Raw genomic sequence first — 20,143 nt, 5'->3', positions numbered from 1 at the left:
TCAAGTAAAAAAGAAGCTCATCAGGCTTCTTCTTTAATAAACTGGCTCAAAACTCCATTGACAAACTTAGCTGAAGATTCATCAGAAAATTCTTTAGCCAATTCAATCGCCTCGTTAACAGCAACACGGTCTGGCGTTTCTTCGAAATGTAAGATTTCAAATAGGCCTAGTCGCATGATATTCTTGTCAATCAAGGTTAAACGATCTAAGGTCCATCCTGCTTTTAATCGGCTAGATAACTCCTTATCCAAGTCATCACGATAGTCTGCTACACCATTGACAAGGTTAAGGAGAAAGAGCGGAATTTCAACTCCTTCTTGCTCTTCCTCTCTATCATAAAGATAAGAAAACTGAGCTGCCTGAACAGGTTCTTGACCAAATTCAAGTGATACGATTGCCTGCAAAGCACACTTACGCAGGGCATGTCTGTTATTCTTCATCAAGGAAATCCTCTCCGAATAAATCTTTCAATGCTGGTTTTGGTGTTTTATCAGGAACAATGCCGCTGACATGGATATTAACCGCAGCCACTTGAACTTCTGCATAGTTGTAAACTGCTGTCTTGACTGCACGCTGGATGTCCATTGATACAGCAGGAACATTTACACCATATTCTAGATAGACGTAAATATCCGCAGTCACTCGACCTTCCTCGTCAGTTTCAAGATAAACACCTTTATTTAACGATGTTTTTGACCAACTGTCTGCTACACGCTTATTTTGAAGGGAATGTACTCCATCAACTTTCGCTGCAGCAATGCCTGTAATTACTTCAAGGACGCGAGGTGCGATAACAATCTCGCCTTGATATTCTGTTGTCATAGGCTCTCCTTTCTTAAGAGGAAACGATTAAGCACGTGATACGTAAGTTCCTTCAGCTGTGTTGATAACGAGTTTTTGACCTGCTTCAATAAAGTCTGGTACGTTGACTACAAGACCTGTTTCCATCGTAGCTGGTTTACCTGAACCTGTAACAGTCGCACCTTTGATAGATGGTTGTGTTTCTGCAACGACCAATTCAACAGTTGTTGGTACAGTAACACCGATCACTTCTGTTCCGTAGAACTGGATCTTCACATCGGAATTCTCCAAGATATAGAGCAATTCTTCTTTGATAGTCGCTACTGGAATTTCATACTGATCATAAGTCTCAGTATTCATGAAATAAGCTGTGTCATCCATTTGGTAAAGGTACTGTGCTGGAACTGTTTCGATAATAGCTTGTTCAAATTTTTCATCTGGACGGTAAGTTGTATCGAAGGTTGAACCTGTACGTACATCACGCAATTTCATACGCATGATGGTGTTTCCTTTACCTGGTTTGTGGTGGCTTGCATCCAAAACTTTAATCAATTTACCTTCAGCTTCGAAGGTCATACCTGCTCTAAGTTTACTTGCTTCAATCATTGTATTGAATACCTCTTCAAATTTTATTTATTCGTTTTATTCTACCACAAACTGTCAAATTTCTCAAATGACAATCAATTCCTTGGGAGCTAATGTCAAGACTTCACAACCGTTTTCCGTAATCAATAGGTCATCTTCGATACGGACACCATATTTGTCATCCAAATAGATACCTGGCTCATCCGTCAAGACCATACCTGCCTTGATAGTCTCGTCAGATTTTCCAAAATACGGATACTCATGAATATCTAAACCGATACCGTGACCGATGCCATGTGTAAAGTTGGCTCCGTACCCCGCCGCATTGATAATCTCACGAGGAATAGCGTCAAACTCGCGGTAGGTGACTCCTTCCTTGGCCTGCTCAATTAAAGCCTTATTGGCACGCAAGACCACATCGTAAATCTCACGCTCTTGATCTGTCACATGACCGATATGGATGGTCCGTGTCATATCGCTGACATAATGCTGGTAATAGCAACCAAAATCCAGCGTCAAGGTCTCACCAGTTTGGATAACCTTTTCAGACGCTCTTCCATGAGGCATAGCAGAGCGGTAGCCAGATGCCACGATGAACTCAAATGATGCCCCTTCTGCACCGAGTTGACGCATGCGGTGGTCAAGGAAATGATTGACGTCCATCTCAGTCGTCTGACCTGGTTTGATAAAGTCAAGAACATCAATAAAAGCCTGGTCCGAAATTTGACATGCACGGCGAATGGTCGCAATTTCTTTCTCATCCTTAATCATGCGCAAGTCTTCGATAAAGTTTGACATAGCAACCAGTTGGTAGCCCTCAAAAATGCTGGTCAGACTTTGATAGAAACCATAGGTCACCTGGCTATCAAAACCAATGGTTTCAAGCCCATCTTCCTTAATCACCTTTGCAATCTCTTCAAGGGCAAAACGGCTCTCGATAATATCAAAACCTTTTACTGATGCCTTGGCTATCAAAGTATAACGCGAATCAGTCACAAACAAGCGACGCTTGCCACTGATGAAGACTGTCGCCTCTGTTCCCCAAAAACCAGTTAGGTAGTAAATATTGTTCTGTCCTGTTACCAAAATACCCTCCACATCTGATTGAGCTAATTTTGCTTCAATTTTTTCAAGTCTTTTTTGCATTCTACACCTCCAAAGATTTTGTAACTATTATAGCAGAAATACAGACAAATACCAATTCTTTCCAGCAGATAGAGAAAAAAGCCGCAGAGGCGACTTTTTCATACTAAACGCAGAGAATAGCGTTCTTTAATCTTTTGTGAATTCCGCGTTTCTCAGTGTTGAATCAGTAGTGTCTAATGTTAGGACCCCATCAACAATTTCATAATCCACGGTCGAATTATCATTTTCTGCTGTTAGAGTTTTTCTCTCCTGATCAACAGTCAGGCCTTGTTCTTTAGACTGGGTTTGACCATCTTCCCCTTTTTCTTCAAAAGTAAGGGTTCCAGTATTATTTTCAATTTTGATAATTACTGTGTAAGTAGTGCCGTCTTTTTCCCTTGAATAGGTATAGGTTCCATTATCATTTTTAGCACCGCAGGCAGTTAAAAATAACACGGTGATGCTCGTTAAAATAAAAGCTAATAATTTTTTCATCCTACTCTCCTTTTAACCTACAGAGTAACTAATGTAATCAATGAGTTCTGGTATAACTTTTATTTCTTTGGCTTCATGTTCATTTTCGAGTTGATAAACCTTATCTCCCGTATAAACATAGTAAGAGTTAGATAGCCCATCGAATATCGCAAATTTAATATTTTTAATTTCCTTATTATCAGAAGTATAATAACCAGTGAGACTACTACCATCAACAACTTTTATTTTTTCTAACGTTTTTTTCTGAGTCGTATGACGCAATCTAAGTGCCTGTAGAAACTCATTTACTGTATTGTACTGATAGGTCACTTCAGACGCCATCCCCAATTCTTTGTAATGTTCCGCTGAATATTGGCTAATCTGTTCTGTACTGTACTTCAACGATGCTGGTCTTGTCGTTTGTTTTTCAAGGTCAATGACAGTTGCTTTGTTGGTATAAGCAGATAAATAAAAGGTAGCTTGGACTTTCCCGTCTTTTACAACAATCTCATCATTATCTGTTACACCAAGATAGTTTGTTGGTGTATCACTGCCATAAAAGCCATACATTGCCAATAATTCTCCGTCTTCTCCAAGAAAACCTTGAGTTAGGCTAGGACCTTCTGAAAGCAACAGTTGTCCATATTCTAGTTCGAACTTACCTTGATGAAGTTCACCAACCTTTATTTTAGCATTCATTTGATTGTCTTTTGTGACATACAAATGCCCTATTTAACTTCCAGGAACATCTCGCTCTAGATACAATTCATAACTACCATCTTCATTGATTGCAAAATCAATCTTATAAAATACGGTCAAATTATCGTCGGAAGCATGACTTGTTTCAGCTGACGGAATTTCAACTACTCCTGAATAGTATCCCACATAGTCTTTTACAGCCTTCTTTGCTTCAGCATCGATTTCAGTATTTTCATCTACACGAGGAAAGTCATCTGGACTGTTGACCACTTTCTCACTCTTCGTTGTACTTGAACTTTCAGTTACCTTTTGTGTACTACTGGAGGTTTCTTGATTCACTTGACTAGTCTGTTCCGTCTGACCACAAGCTACTAGACTTAAAGTTGATGTTGCTAACAACAATTTTAATAGATACTTTTTCATATTATCCCCTATAATTTAATATTAATCATACAATTTCGACAGTTTATTTATTAAGCATGTTCTTCTACGGTTTCGGCTGGATGAGCTCCAACATAGCCACGGTCACACCATTTCGGTAAGTGGTCTCGATGCCCTTGTCGTTGAGTCCGATACCTATCGCCACCTGAAGGTTACTGTAAGGCTTCATCATGACAGCCTTGTGGCCAGCGGAGTTCATCCACTCGTTGAATAAACTGTCAGCTAACTCTATCTCGTTGGAGACTCTTTCAGCAGAGAGAACTCTCCACTGAAGAGCGTTTTCTCCGCGCCAGCCTTGACGGGCGCTCTGCTCTGCCGTGTAGATAGTTGTCCACTTGGACCCGTCTGGACGCTTGTGTTTACCCTCCTCGGTTCCCTGGTAGCGAATACTACCGTGGTCCGGCCATTTCGTTAGCACGGGCAGTCGCCGCAGACTGGGCAACAGAGTTCTTACCAGCATAGGACACAGGAGGCAAGCCTTCAGCAGCTCGAGCTTGGTTGAGTAAGCGAGCAAACTCGTTGTTGAGTTTATCTATATTGATAAGTTTTTCTATCTTCTCAAAGGTCTCTTTGGTGGCACCAGTTCGAATGTCGTCGCCAGTTACATAGTGACCCTTCTTGGCGATAAAGGCGTCCTGTTCCTCCTCAGTAAGAGACATAAACTCGTCCAGCGTCAAGGTCTTCTTATCAAGCAAGTTAGTGCTTGCAGGTTTGGTACCGACCACAAGGACCTCGTTGACTGGTGCAGTCTCAGAGATGACCTCGCGGGCTTCGCTTACTTGACCAGTACGGTTATTGGTGACCCGTGTGATACGGACCTTACGCTCCCCGTTTACTCCCTGAACTTTGATTTTTGTTTCACCTTCTGGGAGATTCGAATCTTCTTCCTTGATTGAAGTATAGGCAAGCACTTCCGTTTCTGTCAGAACTTGACTCGTCTCTTCTTTCTTGGCGCCAACTTCTACTATACGCTTAATTGGCTGAATAACCTCTGGTTGACCCACCATTTCAGAGGCGACCTTGACGCCGTCCACATAGGTATCCTTATAGGTCTGTGTTTGCTGACCATCTACTCCTGCTACCAACTCACGACTTTCTTCTTCAAATAAGCTATCCACCTGACGAGTTTCTGTAGTAAATGGAATGACACTTGTTTCTTGGCGAGTTTGGTAACGAACAACAGCCTTTGTACCGACTTCAATAATCTCATTTACCGGTTCGACACGCTCTTCTTTTACTAGTTCACGCGCCGTTTCATTACCGTTTGTTTTAGTAATGCGGTAGGTTTGGGTTAGTGTTCCCTTTCTTCCTTTTGTAAGTGTACGGGTTTGACCTTTTTCCAAGTCTGGATTCTGACGAGTTTCAACAGTGTAGTCAAGCTCTGTGACCTTAGTTTCCTCTGTTGTCTCAACAACCGCTTTTGGCTTAGTGCCGTATTCAATGACTTGCGTAACTGGTTGGGCAATAACTTCGGTGCTGACCACTTCTTCACTCATGACTGCACCTGTAGAATCGTAGATTTTCTTAGTAAGGGTCTTGGTTTGTCCGTTAACTCCTGCTACCAGTACACGTTCGGAACCTACTTCCAGATCCGCATTGGCACGGCGTTCTGTAGCAAATGAAATAGTTGCCAAGCTCTCGACAAGCTCTTCTCGATTTTTAGAAACCTCATCATTATAGGCAATTACTTCTGTAACAGAGGCAATTGTTTCAGTCGCAACGATCTCACGAGCGGTCTCTACATTATTGGTATAAGTCACTTTAGTGGTGACTATTTCCTTTCCATCCACACCTTGTGTAAGAACCTTGCTTTCTCCAGCTGGCAAACTTGTATCTTTCACATAGCTAGTTCCATACTTGATAACCGTTACCTGTTTCTCTACATCTGTTCGAACTGTATCAACAGGTCGATCTGGTTCTGCTGGATTAGTTGGAAGTTCTGGACTAACAGGTTGTTCCTTACCAGGTGTAACAGTCGTTTCCGTATCCCCTGGTACAGCTGGTTTTTCCACTGGAGCAGGTATTTCTGGCTGGACTGGTTTCTCCGTTTCTGAAATAACCTTGTCTTCTGTACCGATAACCTGACCACCACCTGTTTCTTCAACAGGTTTCTCTGCTGGCTTACTTTCTGCTGGGACTTCTTCAACCTTGTCTTCAGACGGGGTTAGTTCTGTCGGAGTGTCTGTTACCTTGTCCTCTGACGGAATTGGTTCTGTTGGGATGTCTGATTTGTTCTCATCTGCTGGTTGGGGTGATTGGACAGGTAGATTCTCAATTTCTTCTGCCTTATCTATTGAACCCGTAGGCAGTGCTGGACTTGTCTCACTGCTCTGCTTTTGCCCTTCCAAATAACCTACAAACTCATAACCTGCAATTGAAATCTTTCCATCTGGGAGTGCCGCCCCTACTGTCAAGGTTTGAGTTTGACCATACTGAGCCAGCTGGGCAACCGTCACGGCAGATACAGAGGTAAAGACTATACTTCCTCCTACCAAGGTCAAGGTCATTGCTGAGCGAACCAACCGTTGATTTTTCCGACCAACAGTTATACCCACCAGCAGCAAGCCTGCCCCAATAGCTCCGGCTAATACACCTGTGTTTGCCCCTGTTTGTGGCAAAATTGAAGACCCTGCTTTCCTATACACAAGATAGTAGGTCACATCTTCTGTCACCTGAGCTGGAAGCTCTGTAAAAATCGCCTTTTTCTCCGCCTCAGTCAATTCCTCAGTCGTTACATAATCATAACGAACCTCTGCAGTCTTAGTCTGTGCATGAACCGATAAACTTGTTAGTAAACCTACTCCTAATAGAGCAGATGCAGCTCCTAAGCCTGTAAATTTACGAATCCCATATCGTAAACGCTGTTTCTTTTCTTCTTGAATACGCTGAGTTCTACTATAAACCATATAATTCTCCCTTTTATGAAATAGTCTTCAAAAATATTTTACTATTTTCTTTTGTGTAATTCCAATACAGTTTGTATTACATTTTGTAGTATTTATTATTGCTTCAATTCACTATACACTTGTGATAAGGAGCATGTAAATGGTATTTAAACTTAAATCTGATAAAAAAGAAACAGAAATCAAAACCATTCGATTTCCGTCAGAGTTGGTAGATAGAATTGAGGAAGCAATCGTAAGAAAGGATGTAAGCTTCTCCAGTTTTGTCATTCAGGCCTGTGACTATGCCTTGAATAATATGGATAAAGAGCAGTAAAAAAGAGCCGACGGCTCTTTTTTACTTGCTTATTTCAACTTCATTTTCAGATACTGACCCGTAAAGCTGGCTGGATTTTGAACAACTTCTTCTGGTGTTCCTGTCGCGACAACAGTACCGCCACCGACACCGCCTTCCGGTCCCATGTCGATAATGTGGTCTGCTGTCTTAATGACATCCAGATTGTGCTCGATGACAAGGACAGTGTTGCCGTCATCGACAAATCGGGCCAAGACCTTGAGCAACTGGGCAATGTCCTCAGTATGCAGGCCAGTCGTTGGCTCATCCAAGATATAGAGGGACTTACCAGTTGACCGCTTGTGGAGTTCAGAAGCCAATTTCATCCGCTGGGCCTCCCCACCTGACAGGGTTGTCGCAGGTTGTCCCAAAGTCACATAGCCCAAGCCCACATCTTGAATGGTGCGGAGCTTGCGTTCGATTTTTGGAATGTGTTTGAAGAACTCGACCGCATCATTGACCGTCATATCAAGGACCTGAGCGATATTTTTCTCCTTGTAGTGTACTTCCAAGGTTTCAGAATTGTAGCGGTGCCCATGACAGACTTCACAAGGCACAAAGACATCTGGCAGGAAGTGCATTTCGATCTTGATAATCCCGTCACCCGAACAGGCTTCACAACGACCACCTTTGACGTTAAAGGAGAAACGCCCCTTCTTGTAGCCACGGATTTTCGCTTCATTGGTCTGGGCAAAGAGGTCACGAATATCGTCAAAGACACCTGTATAGGTAGCTGGGTTGGAACGCGGTGTCCGTCCAATCGGACTTTGGTCAATATCAATCAGGCGATCCAAATGTTCAATTCCAGAAATGGACTTGAACTTGCCTGGCTTGTCCGAATTGCGATTAAGTTTCTGGGCGATAGCTTTTTTCAAAATAGAGTTGACCAGAGTTGACTTACCAGAGCCAGACACCCCTGTCACCGCCACAAATTTTCCGAGTGGGAAACGGACCGTCACATCCTGCAGGTTGTTTTCCTTGGCACCTGTTACCTCCAGGAAACGACCATTTCCGACACGGCGTTCTAGAGGCACTGGAATTTCTCGTTTGCCAGACAGGTACTGGCCTGTGATTGATTTCTTGTTTTTGGCTACTTGGGCAGGCGTTCCAGAAGCAACGATTTCTCCACCGAAGACACCTGCACCTGGACCGATATCAATCAACCAGTCCGCCTCCCGCATGGTGTCCTCATCGTGCTCCACCACAATCAAGGTATTTCCCAAATCTCGCATCTTTTTCAGACTGGCAATGAGGCGGTCATTGTCCCGCTGGTGCAAACCAATCGATGGCTCATCCAGAATATAGAGAACACCAGACAGGTTGGAGCCAATCTGGGTTGCCAGACGGATCCGCTGACTCTCCCCACCCGAAAGCGTACCTGCTGCTCGTGAAAGAGTCAGATAGTTGAGACCAACGTTATTAAGGAAGGACAGGCGGTCCTTGATTTCCTTGACAATCGGTGTCGCAATGGTTGCTTCATTTTCAGACAAGGTCAGATTTTCAATGACTTCCAGATGATCTGCTACGGACAAGTCAGACAACTGCCCGATATGAAGTCCTTGCTCGCCACCAACTTTAACAGAAAGAGCTTGGTCATTGAGGCGATAGCCGTGGCAGGTCCCACAGGTCAATTCATTCATATAGGCCTTCATGACAGTCCGCGTGTAATCACTATTGGTTTCACGGTAGCGGCGGTTAATGTTAGTAATCAAGCCTTCAAATGGAATGTCAATATCACGCACTCCACCGAACTCATTTTCATAATGGAAATGGAATTCTTTTCCGTCAGAACCATTGAAAATCAGGTTCTTCTCCTCTTCTGTCAATTCCTCGAAAGGCTTGTCCATGTCCACACCAAAATGGTTCATAGCTTGCTCCAGCATCTGAGGATAATAGTTGGAAGAGATTGGATTCCAAGGAGCCAAAGCACCCTCACGCAAGGTCTTGCTGGCATCTGGGACAATCAAATCTGTATCCACTTCTAGCTTCATGCCCAAACCGTCACAGTCGCTACAAGACCCAAAAGGAGCATTGAATGAGAAAAGACGAGGCTCCAACTCAGGCACCGTAAAGCCACAAACTGGACAGGCATAGTACTCAGAGAAAAGCAGTTCCTTCTCATCCATAGTATCGATGATGACATAGCCGTCCGCAATCCGCAGAGCCGCCTCAATGGAGTCAAAAAGTCGCGAACGAATGCCTTCTTTGATGACAATCCGATCGACCACGACCTCAATGTTGTGAGCCTTACTCTTGGACAATTCAGGCACTTCCGACACATCATAGACATCACCATTGACCCGGACCCGAACATAGCCATCCTTCTGCACTTTCTCAAAAATGGTCTTGTGCTGCCCCTTTTTCTTTCGCACAATAGGGGCTAAAATCTGCAAACGCTGGCGTTCAGGCAATTCCAAGACCTCATCAACGATTTGTTCCACCGAAGAAGCCGCAATTGCACCATGACCATTGATACAGTAAGGTACCCCGACCCGAGCATAAAGTAGGCGGAGATAGTCATTGATTTCCGTTGCCGTTCCAACCGTCGAACGCGGGTTACGCGAGGTTGTTTTTTGGTCTATGGAAATAGCAGGGCTGAGACCCTCTATGGAATCCACATCGGGCTTGTCCATGTTGCCCAAGAACTGACGAGCATAGGCAGACAAAGACTCTACATAACGGCGTTGACCTTCGGCATACAAGGTATCAAAAGCCAAACTCGACTTACCAGACCCCGACAAACCAGTCACCACCACCAACTTCTCACGCGGAATGGTCACATCAATATTTTTTAAATTATGGGCACGCGCCCCATGAATCACAATATTTTCTTGCATAACATGATATAAGTGCGTTAAGAAAGCGAGAAGAAAATAGGAAAATGTGACGTCACTTCGTGACAAAACATTTTGTCTTTTTCTCGACGCTTTTAGCACGCATTCAAATCCTTTCTAAAGATACAAAGGGCGTTGTAACAGTCTGGGAGACTGTTACGATCGGGAAATAGGGAAAACGCAGTTTTCCTCATTACACCAACATCATTAGCCCGTGTTCAATTCCTTTCTAACATAAGTGCGTTCACAAGATAACTGGTGACGGTCGATTAACTCCGCGACACCAGACGAAACTGCCTATGGCAATTTCTATATCTTGTATTGGCTCGATTTTCAAAAAATATCGTTTTGAAAATCTCACGTTAAGAAAACTATACAAAAATAGGAAATCTGCAAAGTGTGCCAAACACACAAGAAGATTTGCACTTTACAGCATCCACATCCGTAATCAGCTGAAGCTGAAACGACTGCGTATCTTTTTTGCTAGGCTTTTAGCACGCATTCAATTCCTTTCTTAAGAGGCTCTAAGCTATGGTATACGGAATAAGGAAAAGTCCGTACAACTTATTCGCTTAAATGTCTACATATTATAACACATTTCTATATAAAACCTTTCCGAAACTGCACATTTTTTGGTATAATAGAGGTTGCGTTAACGCAACAAAGATAAAAGGAGGGCAAAGATATGAAACAAATTTTTCTATCAACCATGACTGATTTAGAAGAAATCCAAACCTTTGAACCAGGGGCTTGGATTAATTTGGTCAACCCCTCCCAGAGCGAGTCTATGGAAGTGGCTGAGCACTATAAAATTGACATCGCTGACCTGCGAGCACCGCTCGATGCGGAAGAATCCTCTCGTATCACTGTCGAAGATGACTATACGCTCATCCTGGTCGACGTCCCAATTCTTGAAGAACGAAACAACAAGACATATTATATTACTATTCCTTTGGGAATTATTCTAACAGATGATGCGATTATCACGACTTGTTTGGAACCGTTGCCACTGTTTGAGCAGTTTATCCATCGTCGTCTACGAAATTTCTTCACTTTCATGAAGTCTCGTTTCGTTTTCCAAATTCTCTACCGCAATGCTCAACTCTACTTGTCAGCCCTACGGACCATTGACAGAAAGAGCGAAGAGATTGAGAAGCAACTCCATGAGGCTACTCGAAATGAAGAATTAATTGTACTCATGGAATTGGAAAAAACCATCGTCTACTTCAAGGCTTCCCTCAAAACCAATGAGCGTTTGGTCAAAAAACTTGCTAGTTCCTCACGTCTACTCCGTAAGTATGAAGAGGATGAGGATTTGCTTGAAGATACCTTGGTCGAAACCCAACAGGCCATTGAGATGGCAGACATCTATGGTTCCATCCTGAACTCTATGACCCATGCCTTTGCTTCTATCATTTCTAACAACCAGAATACCATCATGAAAACCTTGGCATTAGTGACAATCGTTCTCTCTATCCCAACCATGGTCTTCTCTGCATACGGTATGAACTTTAAGGACAACATCATTCCTTTTAACGATATTCCCTATGCTTTTTGGTGGATTATCCTCTTCGCATTTGCAATCAGCCTATCACTCACCTTCTACTTCATCCGTAAGAGATGGTTTTAACCTAAGGAGATTAACATGTCATTTACAGAAATCAACGGATTAACAAAAAAGAACCAAGAATTTATCCATATTGCGACCAACCAACTGATTAAAGATGGAAAGTCTGATAGCGAAATCAAAGAACTCTTGGAAGAAATTTTACCAACTATCATTGAAAAGCAAAAAACTGGCGTGACTGCCCGTAATCTCTATGGAGCACCAAGTGAGTGGGCTGCTAGTAAGACAATTTCTGAACAGGAAAAGAAAGACCAAGTGGAATACAATGAAAATCCATGGTTGATGTGGCTAGATTCTAGTCTTTTCATGCTTGCAATTATTGCTGGTATCAATGGTTTGATGAATCTTTTTGGCCAAGGTGCACAGTATGGGCTATTGACCTTATTTGTCATCGGTTTCGGTGTTGGTGCAGGGATGTACTTGATGTACCATTTCGTTTATAGAGAACAAATTAAAACTGGGCAACGTCCTAAATTGCTGAAAGCTATCGCTTTTCTCGGACTTGCTACGCTGGCTTGGTCAGTCGTTTTCATTCTAGCAGCACTGATTCCAGCCGCATTTAATCCAGTTCTCCCTCCGCTTGTTACTATTCTTATCGGAGCTGCTGCTTTCGGTGCACGCTACCTCTTGAAAAAGAAATATAACATTCGCAATGCCATGTCCCCAGTTCAATAATAAAACAAAGCGATTGGAATATTCCAGTCGCTTTTGTTTATCTATACAGTCCAGCTATCAAATCACCCGAGAACTTTATCCGCTATCACTTATCTATGTACTCTGCTAAAATAGTCTATCCCCAGACCGTGCCTCGCTTTCTAACTTCTTGGCTCGGGTTGAAACAGTCCATTCAAGAACTTAATTCATTTTCTTAATTTCGAGCTCATGAAAAATGAACCATTCTGTTATTGCACTTTTCGCATTTCTAGAGCGCAAGAAAAAATCGCCACACAGGGCGATTGCGCCTTTCCAGTTTCTAGGGCACAAGCTAAAAAGACCCGTCAGGGTCTCAATTCGCCTTCTAATTTCCGAGCTCATGAAAAAACAACCCGTCGGGGTTGTTTTTTTAATCTTCGTTTACGAATGGTAAAAGAGCCATAACGCGAGCACGTTTGATAGCTGTTGTTACTTTACGTTGGTTTTTAGCTGAAGTTCCAGTTACACGGCGTGGAAGGATTTTTCCACGTTCAGAAATGAAACGGCTAAGAAGCTCAGTATCTTTGTAATCAACATATTCAATTTTGTTAGCTGCGATATAGTCAACTTTTTTACGGCGTTTGAAACCGCCACGACGTTGTTGAGCCATGTGTGTTCTCCTTTATATTATTAATTTTTGACCTAGAATGGTAGGTCATCGTCTGATATGTCCATTGGATTGCTTGCTCCAAATGGACTTTCTTCTCGAGCGAAGTTTGGTGTAGATTGTGCAGGTGCTTGATAAGGTGAGTTATAGTCATTTCCTCCAGCAAACGAGTTGCCAGCTGAATAGCCTCCACCTTGACCTTCACGGGCAGTACGGCTTTCCAAGAGTTGGAAACTTTCTGCAACTACCTCAGTAACGTAGACACGTTGCCCTTGCTGATTGTCATAGCTACGAGTCTGGATACGACCTGTAACACCAATCAGAGCACCTTTCTTAGCCCAATTCGCCAAATTCTCAGCTTGTTGACGCCAAATGACTACGTTGATAAAGTCCGCTTCACGCTCACCGTTTTGATTTTTAAAATTGCGGTTAACCGCCAAAGTAAAAGTCGCAACAGCTTGATTAGACGGAGTATAACGAAGTTCTGCATCACGGGTCATACGACCAACCAATACTACATTATTAATCATACAACACCTTCTTACGCGTCAAGTTTGACAATCATGTGACGAAGAATGTCGCCGTTGATTTTTGACAAACGGTCAAACTCTTTAAGAGCTTCATCGTTGTTAGCTTCAACGTTAACGATGTGGTACAAACCTTCGCGGAAATCTTTGATTTCGTATGCAAGGCGACGTTTTTCCCATGCTTTTGATTCAACGATAGTTGCACCGTTGTCAGTCAAGATAGAGTCAAAGCGTGCTACCAAAGCGTTTTTAGCTTCTTCTTCAATGTTTGGACGAATAATATAAAGAATTTCGTATTTAGCCATTGATATGTTCCTCCTTTTGGTCTAATGACTCATGGTCTAGCCACGAGTAAGTGAGGGATACTCACAGAAAATAATTATACCATAATATAGAAAATGTGCAAGCGAAAACAGTTTTCCGAAAACATTTTCACAAAAAATAAAGACTGCCCAAACAAAGGGCAGCCCTATGGATTAAGCTACAATCGCTTTTGCTACTTCTTCTGTTGTCATGCGTGAGAAATAGTGTGTTGTGTCGATTTCTTGGAGTTTCGCTAGGACATCTGCGTATTCGTAGCGAGTGCCTACCAGCAAATCTTCAATATCTGATACATCACCGATACCGAAGAAGTCTCCGTAAATCTTGATGGATTCGATGACGGATTTTTCAGCCTTGATGTAGGTTGTGATTTTACCAGCTGGATAACGAACGCTACGCTCAACCGTGTATTCTGGTGTTTGACCGTAGGTCCAATCCCATGTCGCAAACTGGGTATCACGGATTTCTTGGATACGGGCCAAGTCATCTTCTGACAAGACATACTCGTCCATATCTGGATATTCTAGCTTCATCTGGTTGAGGATAGCATCTTTGAAGTCCAAGACCGTCATCTTCTCTGGCAGTTCGTTGTTGATGTTGGTCACACGGGCACGGACTGACTTGACTCCCTTAGACTCAATCTTGTCCTTGCTGACCTTGAGGGCGCTTGCGAGGACTGACATATCCACATCAAAGAGCAAGCAACCGTGGTGCATCATGCGACCTTTAGCATAGGCTTGGGCATTACCACAGATTTTCTTGCCGTCAATTTCCAGGTCATTACGGCCGGTGAAATTCGCCTCAACACCTAGTGTCGCAAGGGTATCAATCACAGGCTTGGAGAAGGTTTTGAAATCAAAAGCTCCCTCGTCTGCCTTGTTAGAGATAATGGTGTAGTTAAGGTTGTTGAGGTCATGATAGACAGCGCCACCACCTGACAGACGGCGAACAACATGGATGCCCTTTTCGTCTGTGAATTCCTTGTTGATTTCTTCAATAGCATTCTGATGCTTACCGATAATGATGGCAGGCTCATTGATCCAGAGAATAAAAATTTCGTCAATATCTGTTAATTCCTTGAAGGCATAGGCTTCGAGGGCAATATTATAGGCTGGGTCATTGCTGTTGTTTACGATGTATTTCATGCAAAACTCCTTTATTGTTAACTAATTTTTATTATAGTGGAAACGATAACAAAAGACAAGTCCGAAGACCTGTCTCTCTACTGTATTTTAGAGGCTCTTATTATTTACGTTTTGGTGGATTGTGGATCGCAACACCAAGCACATCAAGGAAGGCTTCGTACATCACTTCTGAGAAGGTTGGGTGACCGTGGATAGATGCTGCCACGTCGTCAACTGTCAATTCAGATTCCATGATGGTTGCTGCTTCGTTGATCATTTCAGCTGCAACTGGACCGATGATGTGGACACCAAGGATTTCATGGTATTTCTTATCAGCGATAACTTTTACGAAACCGTGTGCTTCGTTAGAAGCGATTGCACGACCGTTACCAGTGAAGCTGTTGCGACCGATAAGGATGTTTTCTTTACCGTATTTCTCGATTGCTTGGTCTTCAGTCAAACCAACCATAGCGATTTCTGGGTGTGTGTACACCGCTGCTGGTGTGAAGTCCAATTTAGCTTTGTGGTGGTTACCGTGGATCGCATTTTCAGCTGCCACTTCACCCATACGGTAAGCAGCGTGTGCCAACATCTTAGTACCGTTGACATCACCTGGTGCGTAGATGCCTGGGATAGAAGTTTCTTGGTATGCATTAACCTTGATACGACCGCGATCCAACTCAAGGTTAAGATTTTCAAGACCAGCCAATTGTGGTACACGTCCGATTGAAAGAAGGGCTTTTTCAGAAACGATTTCTGAACCGTCGTTCAATTTGATTGTCAATTGGTTGTTAGCTTCAACGATTTCAGATACACCAACGGATGTCAAGAATTTCATACCTTTCTTAGAAAGGACTTTTTGCAATTCAACAGACACTTCGCGGTCCATACCTGGAATGATACGGTCAGCCATTTCAACAACGGTTACTTCTGTTCCGTATGATGCGTAAACCAGACCAAGTTCCACACCGACTACGCCACCACCCATAACAGTGAGTGACTTAGGAATTTCACGCAAATCAAGAATATCATCAGAAGTCAATACCAACTTAGAATCAATACCTGGGATGTTGATACGTGATACTTTAGAACCTGTTGCAAGAATGATGCTACGACCTTTGATAACCTTGTCGCCAATAACAACAGTCTTATCAGGATTTACTTGACCAAGACCGTTGAAGATAGTCACTTTATTAGCTTTCAAGAGACCTTGAACGCCACCAGTCAATGTCTTCACAACCTTGTTCTTGAAGTCAACTGTCTTGTCCATATCAACGGTGTAGTTAGTTGAAGCAAGGTTGATACCGCGCTCAGCTGCGATCTTCAAGCCGTCAAGGATTTCAGCGTTTTTAAGGTAGGTCTTAGTTGGGATACAACCCTTGTTCAAGCAAGTACCACCAAATTCTGATTTCTCAACGATAGCGATTTTACCGCCCAATTGAGCACCACGAATAGCAGCGTAGTAACCAGCAGGACCACCACCGACAACAACCATGTCGTACTCGTCAGCTGCCAATTCAGCCTTAGGAGCTTGTGGAGCTGTTGCAGGAGCTGCAGGTACTTCCAAACCAGCTGCTTTCAAGTCGGCAGTTGCTTGAGCAACTTCAGCTGGAGCAGGTGCAGCACCCACTTCAACAGTTTCACCTTCTGCACCAAGGTAAGCAATGACTTCTGTTACAGGAACAGTTGCACCGTTACCATGAACGATTTTCAAAAGAACACCTGATTCTTCCGCTTCCAATTCCATGCTTGTCTTGTCTGACATCATCTCCAAGATAACATCACCCTCGTTGACAAAATCACCCTCTTGTTTTTTCCACTCGATGATTTCGCCTTCTTGCATATCGACACCAAGTTTCGGCATAATAATTTCAATTGCCATGTTTAAGATACCAAGAGCGAAGAGAAAGCGACTGAAAAATTAGGAAATCGTAGAAAATCCTGATTTTCTAAACGATTTATCTATTTTTCCGAGCTTTCCGCTCGGGTTCAATTGCTAAAACTCTCTCGCTCTTATTCCCTTTCTTTATTTTCTATTCAGAAATCTACATTCCTTTATTTTCGACCAATAAAAACCTTATCAGATCAACAATTCCAATGGGTTTTCCAGCAAGTTCTTCAAGTCAACCATGAACTTAGCACCATTCATACCATCAATGATACGGTGGTCGATGGTCAAGCAGAGTGCCATGATTGGACGGATTTTGATTTCGCCGTCGATAACAACTGGTGTTTGAACAGTTGATGCTACACCAAGGATTGCTGAGTTTGGTTGGTTGATGATTGGGTTAAAGGTTTTAGTACCAAACATACCCAAGTTGGTGATAGAGAAGGTCGAACCTGACATTTCAGCCCCCTTCAACTTACCAGATTGAGCCTTCTTGATGACATCTTTCGAAGCCACCACAAAGTCAGATAAGCTCATCTTATCTGCGCCGTGAACAACTGGCACCACCAAGCCATCATCTAGACCTACTGCGATACCAAGGTTGACAAACTTGTGTAATTCGATTTCTTGTGCATCGTTAATCAAAGATGCGTTCATGTAGCGGTGTTCTTCTTTCATCAAAGTACGAACAACCGCAAGACCGATCAAATCTGTAAAGGTTACTTTCAAACCAGTCTTATTCATGATTGGCTCAAGGACTTGCTTACGAAGTGCCATGAGGTTGGTCATGTCAATATCGTAGTTAAGTGTAAATGTCGGAGCAGTCAAGTAAGAGTTGACCATACCTTTTGAAATCGCCTTACGCATTGGGCTCATCTTGATGATTTCAACGCCTTCTGGCAATTCTTTAGCTGGTTTTTCTTCTGCTTTTGGTGCTGGAGCAGCAGTTTCTACAGCTGCAGGAGCAAGTACTGCAAGAACGTCGTTCTTGACAATCTTACCATTGACACCTGAACCAGTAAGAGTTGACAAGTCAACACCTTGATCTGCTGCAATACGGGCTGCAAGCGGTGTTGCTTTTGGAGCTGCTCCCTTAAAGTCTTCAACGTCAACCTTGTGGACACGACCGTTAGCACCTGTTCCTGGAACCAGACCCAAGTCAATTCCAAGCTCACGCGCCAATTTACGTGCTGCTGGAGTCGCACGAACCTTGCCACCACCTTGTGGTTTGGCAGCAGTTGCAGGAGCAACAATCACTGGTGTACGACCTGCAGGTACTTCTTCAATAGCCGCTGCTGGTTCAACAGCAGGTGCAGCTGAAGCGCCGGCTTCAACCGTCTCACCTTCAGCACCGATGTAGGCAATAACTTCTGTTACAGGAACGGTAGCACCGTTTCCGTGAACAATTTTCAATAGGACGCCTGACTCTTCTGCTTCCAGCTCCATGCTGGTCTTGTCAGACATCATTTCCAAGATGACGTCGCCTTCGTTGACAAAATCGCCCTCTTGTTTTTTCCACTCGATGATTTCACCTTCTTGCATGTCCACACCGAGCTTAGGCATAATGATTTCAATAGCCATTATTAAGATACCAAGTCCGAACAGAAAACGATTGAAAAATAGAAAATCCTCATTTTCGTAGCGATTTATCTTTTTTCCAAGTCTTCCGGACGGGTTCAATTCCTTTCTTTCAGTTTCTTACCTTGTCAAGAACCAAACCAGACTTCGATGATCGAAGTGGCTTAATTCTTTTCCAAGCATTCTTAGTCATGCTAGAACACTTTATTTCTAGCATATTAGGGTTATCATCTTTCCGATTGCTTTTCTGACAAGTCAATTTTGTGCAGGCATAACTGACCTTAGGCAAGCCAAATCAACATAGCCAGAAAAGATAAGCGGATGACGATAAGATTAACCCTTGTTTACTTGCTTGTAGATTGCCGCTTTGATTTTCTCTACGTTTGGCAATACTGCGTTTTCAAGAATGTTTGCGTAAGGAACTGGTACATCGTCTGAAGCGATACGGATAATTGGTGCATCCAAGTAGTCAAAAGCTTCGCTTTCTGTGATGATTGATGCGATTTCACCGATGAAACCACCTGTTTTGTAAGCATCGTTGACCAAGATAACCTTACCAGTTTTCTTCACAGATTCGATGATCAATTCTTTATCCAATGGGATAAGAGTACGTGGGTCAACCACTTCAACGCTGATGCCTTCAGCAGCCACTTCTTCAGCCGCTTTCAAGGCACGTTCCAACATACGACCGTATGAAATAATGGTTACATCCGTACCTTCACGTTTGATTTCGCCCTTACCAAGTGGAATGTAGAAATCTGGGTCCAAGTTCACTTCTTCTTTTTTACCGTAAAGAGCTTTTGGCTCCAAGAAGATAACTGGGTTGTTGTCAAGGATAGATGACTTCAAAAGACCTTTTGCATCGTTAGCTGTACCTGGTGCAACAACTTTGATACCTGGGATATGAGTCAACCAAGCTTCAAGAGATTGTGAGTGCTGTGCCGCTGAACCGATACCTGATCCAGATGCCACACGGAAGGTTACAGGTGTTTTCAAGCCACCACCAAACATATAATTGGTTTTAGCCGCTTGGTTAACAATCGCATCAAGGGCAATTGTGATGAAGTCCATGAAAGTCAAGTCAACGATTGGACGAAGACCTGTTTGAGCCGCACCAACCGCAGAACCAGCGATTGCAGCCTCAGAGATAGGCGTATCGCGAACGCGTTTTGGACCAAACTCGTCCAACATACCAACAGATGTACCGAAGTCACCGCCGTAGATACCGACGTCTTCACCCATCAAGAATACTTTTTCATCCTTACGCATTTCTTCGCTCTGAGCCAAGTTAATCGCTTCACGCAAGGCCATTACTTTTGTTTCAGCCATTTTTTACTCCTAATTTATATCAATTTATCTATACTGTACTAAGGAAAATCAATCAATTACCACGATGTAGCGTCATTTAGTTTTTCTTTTATTACTTCGACGTAAGAGGAAACTCTGTTTCCTTATTTCCAACTTCAAACACTCCACTGGATTGTTTGAACTCGCCTTGCCTAACTTCAGTTATACCTGCGGCTCGTTGCCTAGTACTTAAAGCAAACTAAAAGACTATAATTGTTTATAGCCCCAGCTTGAG

Annotated in this window: 19 protein-coding genes; 3 read left to right on the top strand and 16 right to left on the bottom strand. The window is 43.1% G+C overall.

Translation table 11 applies throughout. From position 1 onward, the window contains the following. Nucleotides 1-20 precede the first annotated feature (20 nt). From nusB to ODU45_RS03850, 8 genes are all read right to left on the bottom strand, one after another. A complete protein-coding gene (nusB, locus tag ODU45_RS03885; protein ID WP_002938276.1) occupies nt 21-440 on the bottom strand; it encodes a transcription antitermination factor NusB in 420 nt (139 codons plus the stop codon). Beyond that, entirely contained in the window at nt 430-822 is a 393-nt protein-coding gene (locus ODU45_RS03880) for an Asp23/Gls24 family envelope stress response protein (protein WP_002942446.1), read from the bottom strand. The genes nusB and ODU45_RS03880 overlap by 11 nt, the downstream gene beginning before the upstream one ends. Before the next feature lie 27 nt (nt 823-849). Next, a complete protein-coding gene (gene efp, locus ODU45_RS03875) occupies nt 850-1,407 on the bottom strand; it encodes an elongation factor P (protein WP_002942436.1) in 558 nt (185 codons plus the stop codon). Between the two features lie 63 nt (nt 1,408-1,470). Beyond that, nucleotides 1,471-2,532, bottom strand: a complete 1,062-nt coding sequence (locus ODU45_RS03870) for a M24 family metallopeptidase (RefSeq protein WP_398580808.1) — start codon at nt 2,530-2,532, stop codon at nt 1,471-1,473. A gap of 126 nt (nt 2,533-2,658) precedes the next feature. Beyond that, the gene (locus ODU45_RS03865; protein ID WP_136671228.1) at nt 2,659-3,006 is read right to left on the bottom strand and encodes a lipoprotein; all 348 of its coding nucleotides are present in this window, start codon (nt 3,004-3,006) and stop codon (nt 2,659-2,661) included. A gap of 12 nt (nt 3,007-3,018) precedes the next feature. Then, complete coding sequence (locus ODU45_RS03860; protein ID WP_398580807.1) at nt 3,019-3,684, bottom strand: hypothetical protein; 666 nt, start codon at nt 3,682-3,684, stop codon at nt 3,019-3,021. A 33-nt stretch (nt 3,685-3,717) separates the two neighbouring features. Then, on the bottom strand, nt 3,718-4,107 hold the full coding sequence (locus ODU45_RS03855) for a hypothetical protein (RefSeq protein ID WP_398580806.1): 390 nt from the start codon (nt 4,105-4,107) through the stop codon (nt 3,718-3,720). Between the two features lie 407 nt (nt 4,108-4,514). Next, nucleotides 4,515-7,031 (bottom strand): G5 domain-containing protein, encoded by a 2,517-nt coding sequence (locus ODU45_RS03850; protein ID WP_398580805.1) that lies wholly within the window; start codon nt 7,029-7,031, stop codon nt 4,515-4,517. 139 nt (nt 7,032-7,170) lie between these two features. Here ODU45_RS03850 and ODU45_RS03845 point away from each other — a divergent pair, with 139 nt between their 5' ends. Then, entirely contained in the window at nt 7,171-7,344 is a 174-nt protein-coding gene (locus ODU45_RS03845) for a YlcI/YnfO family protein (RefSeq protein WP_169051064.1), read from the top strand. Nucleotides 7,345-7,373: 29 nt separating this feature from the next. Here the strand turns inward: ODU45_RS03845 and uvrA are convergent, their stop codons facing one another. Continuing rightward, complete coding sequence (gene uvrA / locus ODU45_RS03840) at nt 7,374-10,199, bottom strand: excinuclease ABC subunit UvrA (RefSeq protein WP_398580804.1); 2,826 nt, start codon at nt 10,197-10,199, stop codon at nt 7,374-7,376. 682 nt (nt 10,200-10,881) lie between these two features. On the opposite strand from uvrA, the gene ODU45_RS03835 reads away from it, so the two are divergent. Together ODU45_RS03835 and ODU45_RS03830 are read left to right on the top strand one after the other, a co-directional pair. Continuing rightward, complete coding sequence (locus ODU45_RS03835) at nt 10,882-11,826, top strand: magnesium transporter CorA family protein (protein WP_002939248.1); 945 nt, start codon at nt 10,882-10,884, stop codon at nt 11,824-11,826. Nucleotides 11,827-11,841: 15 nt separating this feature from the next. After that, complete coding sequence (locus ODU45_RS03830) at nt 11,842-12,498, top strand: DUF1129 domain-containing protein (RefSeq protein WP_012027735.1); 657 nt, start codon at nt 11,842-11,844, stop codon at nt 12,496-12,498. Between the two features lie 388 nt (nt 12,499-12,886). Here the strand turns inward: ODU45_RS03830 and rpsR are convergent, their stop codons facing one another. The 7 genes from rpsR to ODU45_RS03795 all read right to left on the bottom strand — a co-directional run bounded on the left by rpsR (nt 12,887) and on the right by ODU45_RS03795 (nt 19,890). Continuing rightward, nucleotides 12,887-13,126 carry a 30S ribosomal protein S18 gene (gene rpsR, locus ODU45_RS03825; protein WP_002939250.1) on the bottom strand — a complete coding sequence of 80 codons (240 nt, stop codon included), beginning with the start codon at nt 13,124-13,126 and terminating at the stop codon, nt 12,887-12,889. 32 nt (nt 13,127-13,158) lie between these two features. Further along, nucleotides 13,159-13,653 (bottom strand): single-stranded DNA-binding protein, encoded by a 495-nt coding sequence (locus ODU45_RS03820; protein WP_002942409.1) that lies wholly within the window; start codon nt 13,651-13,653, stop codon nt 13,159-13,161. An 11-nt stretch (nt 13,654-13,664) separates the two neighbouring features. After that, nucleotides 13,665-13,955 carry a 30S ribosomal protein S6 gene (rpsF, locus tag ODU45_RS03815; RefSeq protein ID WP_002942403.1) on the bottom strand — a complete coding sequence of 97 codons (291 nt, stop codon included), beginning with the start codon at nt 13,953-13,955 and terminating at the stop codon, nt 13,665-13,667. 171 nt (nt 13,956-14,126) lie between these two features. Beyond that, complete coding sequence (locus ODU45_RS03810; RefSeq protein WP_105179577.1) at nt 14,127-15,116, bottom strand: lipoate--protein ligase; 990 nt, start codon at nt 15,114-15,116, stop codon at nt 14,127-14,129. A 100-nt stretch (nt 15,117-15,216) separates the two neighbouring features. Further along, a complete protein-coding gene (gene lpdA, locus ODU45_RS03805) occupies nt 15,217-16,977 on the bottom strand; it encodes a dihydrolipoyl dehydrogenase (protein WP_105179576.1) in 1,761 nt (586 codons plus the stop codon). A gap of 198 nt (nt 16,978-17,175) precedes the next feature. Next, nucleotides 17,176-18,564, bottom strand: a complete 1,389-nt coding sequence (locus ODU45_RS03800) for a dihydrolipoamide acetyltransferase (protein WP_136647199.1) — start codon at nt 18,562-18,564, stop codon at nt 17,176-17,178. A gap of 330 nt (nt 18,565-18,894) precedes the next feature. Then, a complete protein-coding gene (locus ODU45_RS03795; protein WP_002942393.1) occupies nt 18,895-19,890 on the bottom strand; it encodes an alpha-ketoacid dehydrogenase subunit beta in 996 nt (331 codons plus the stop codon). Nucleotides 19,891-20,143 lie beyond the last annotated feature (253 nt).

This window comes from Streptococcus sp. 2022WUSS135 (genome assembly GCF_044427045.1).
Taxonomy (GTDB): Bacteria; Bacillota; Bacilli; order Lactobacillales; family Streptococcaceae; genus Streptococcus; species Streptococcus hashimotonensis.
This window is presented reverse-complemented; position numbering and strand designations above follow the sequence as displayed.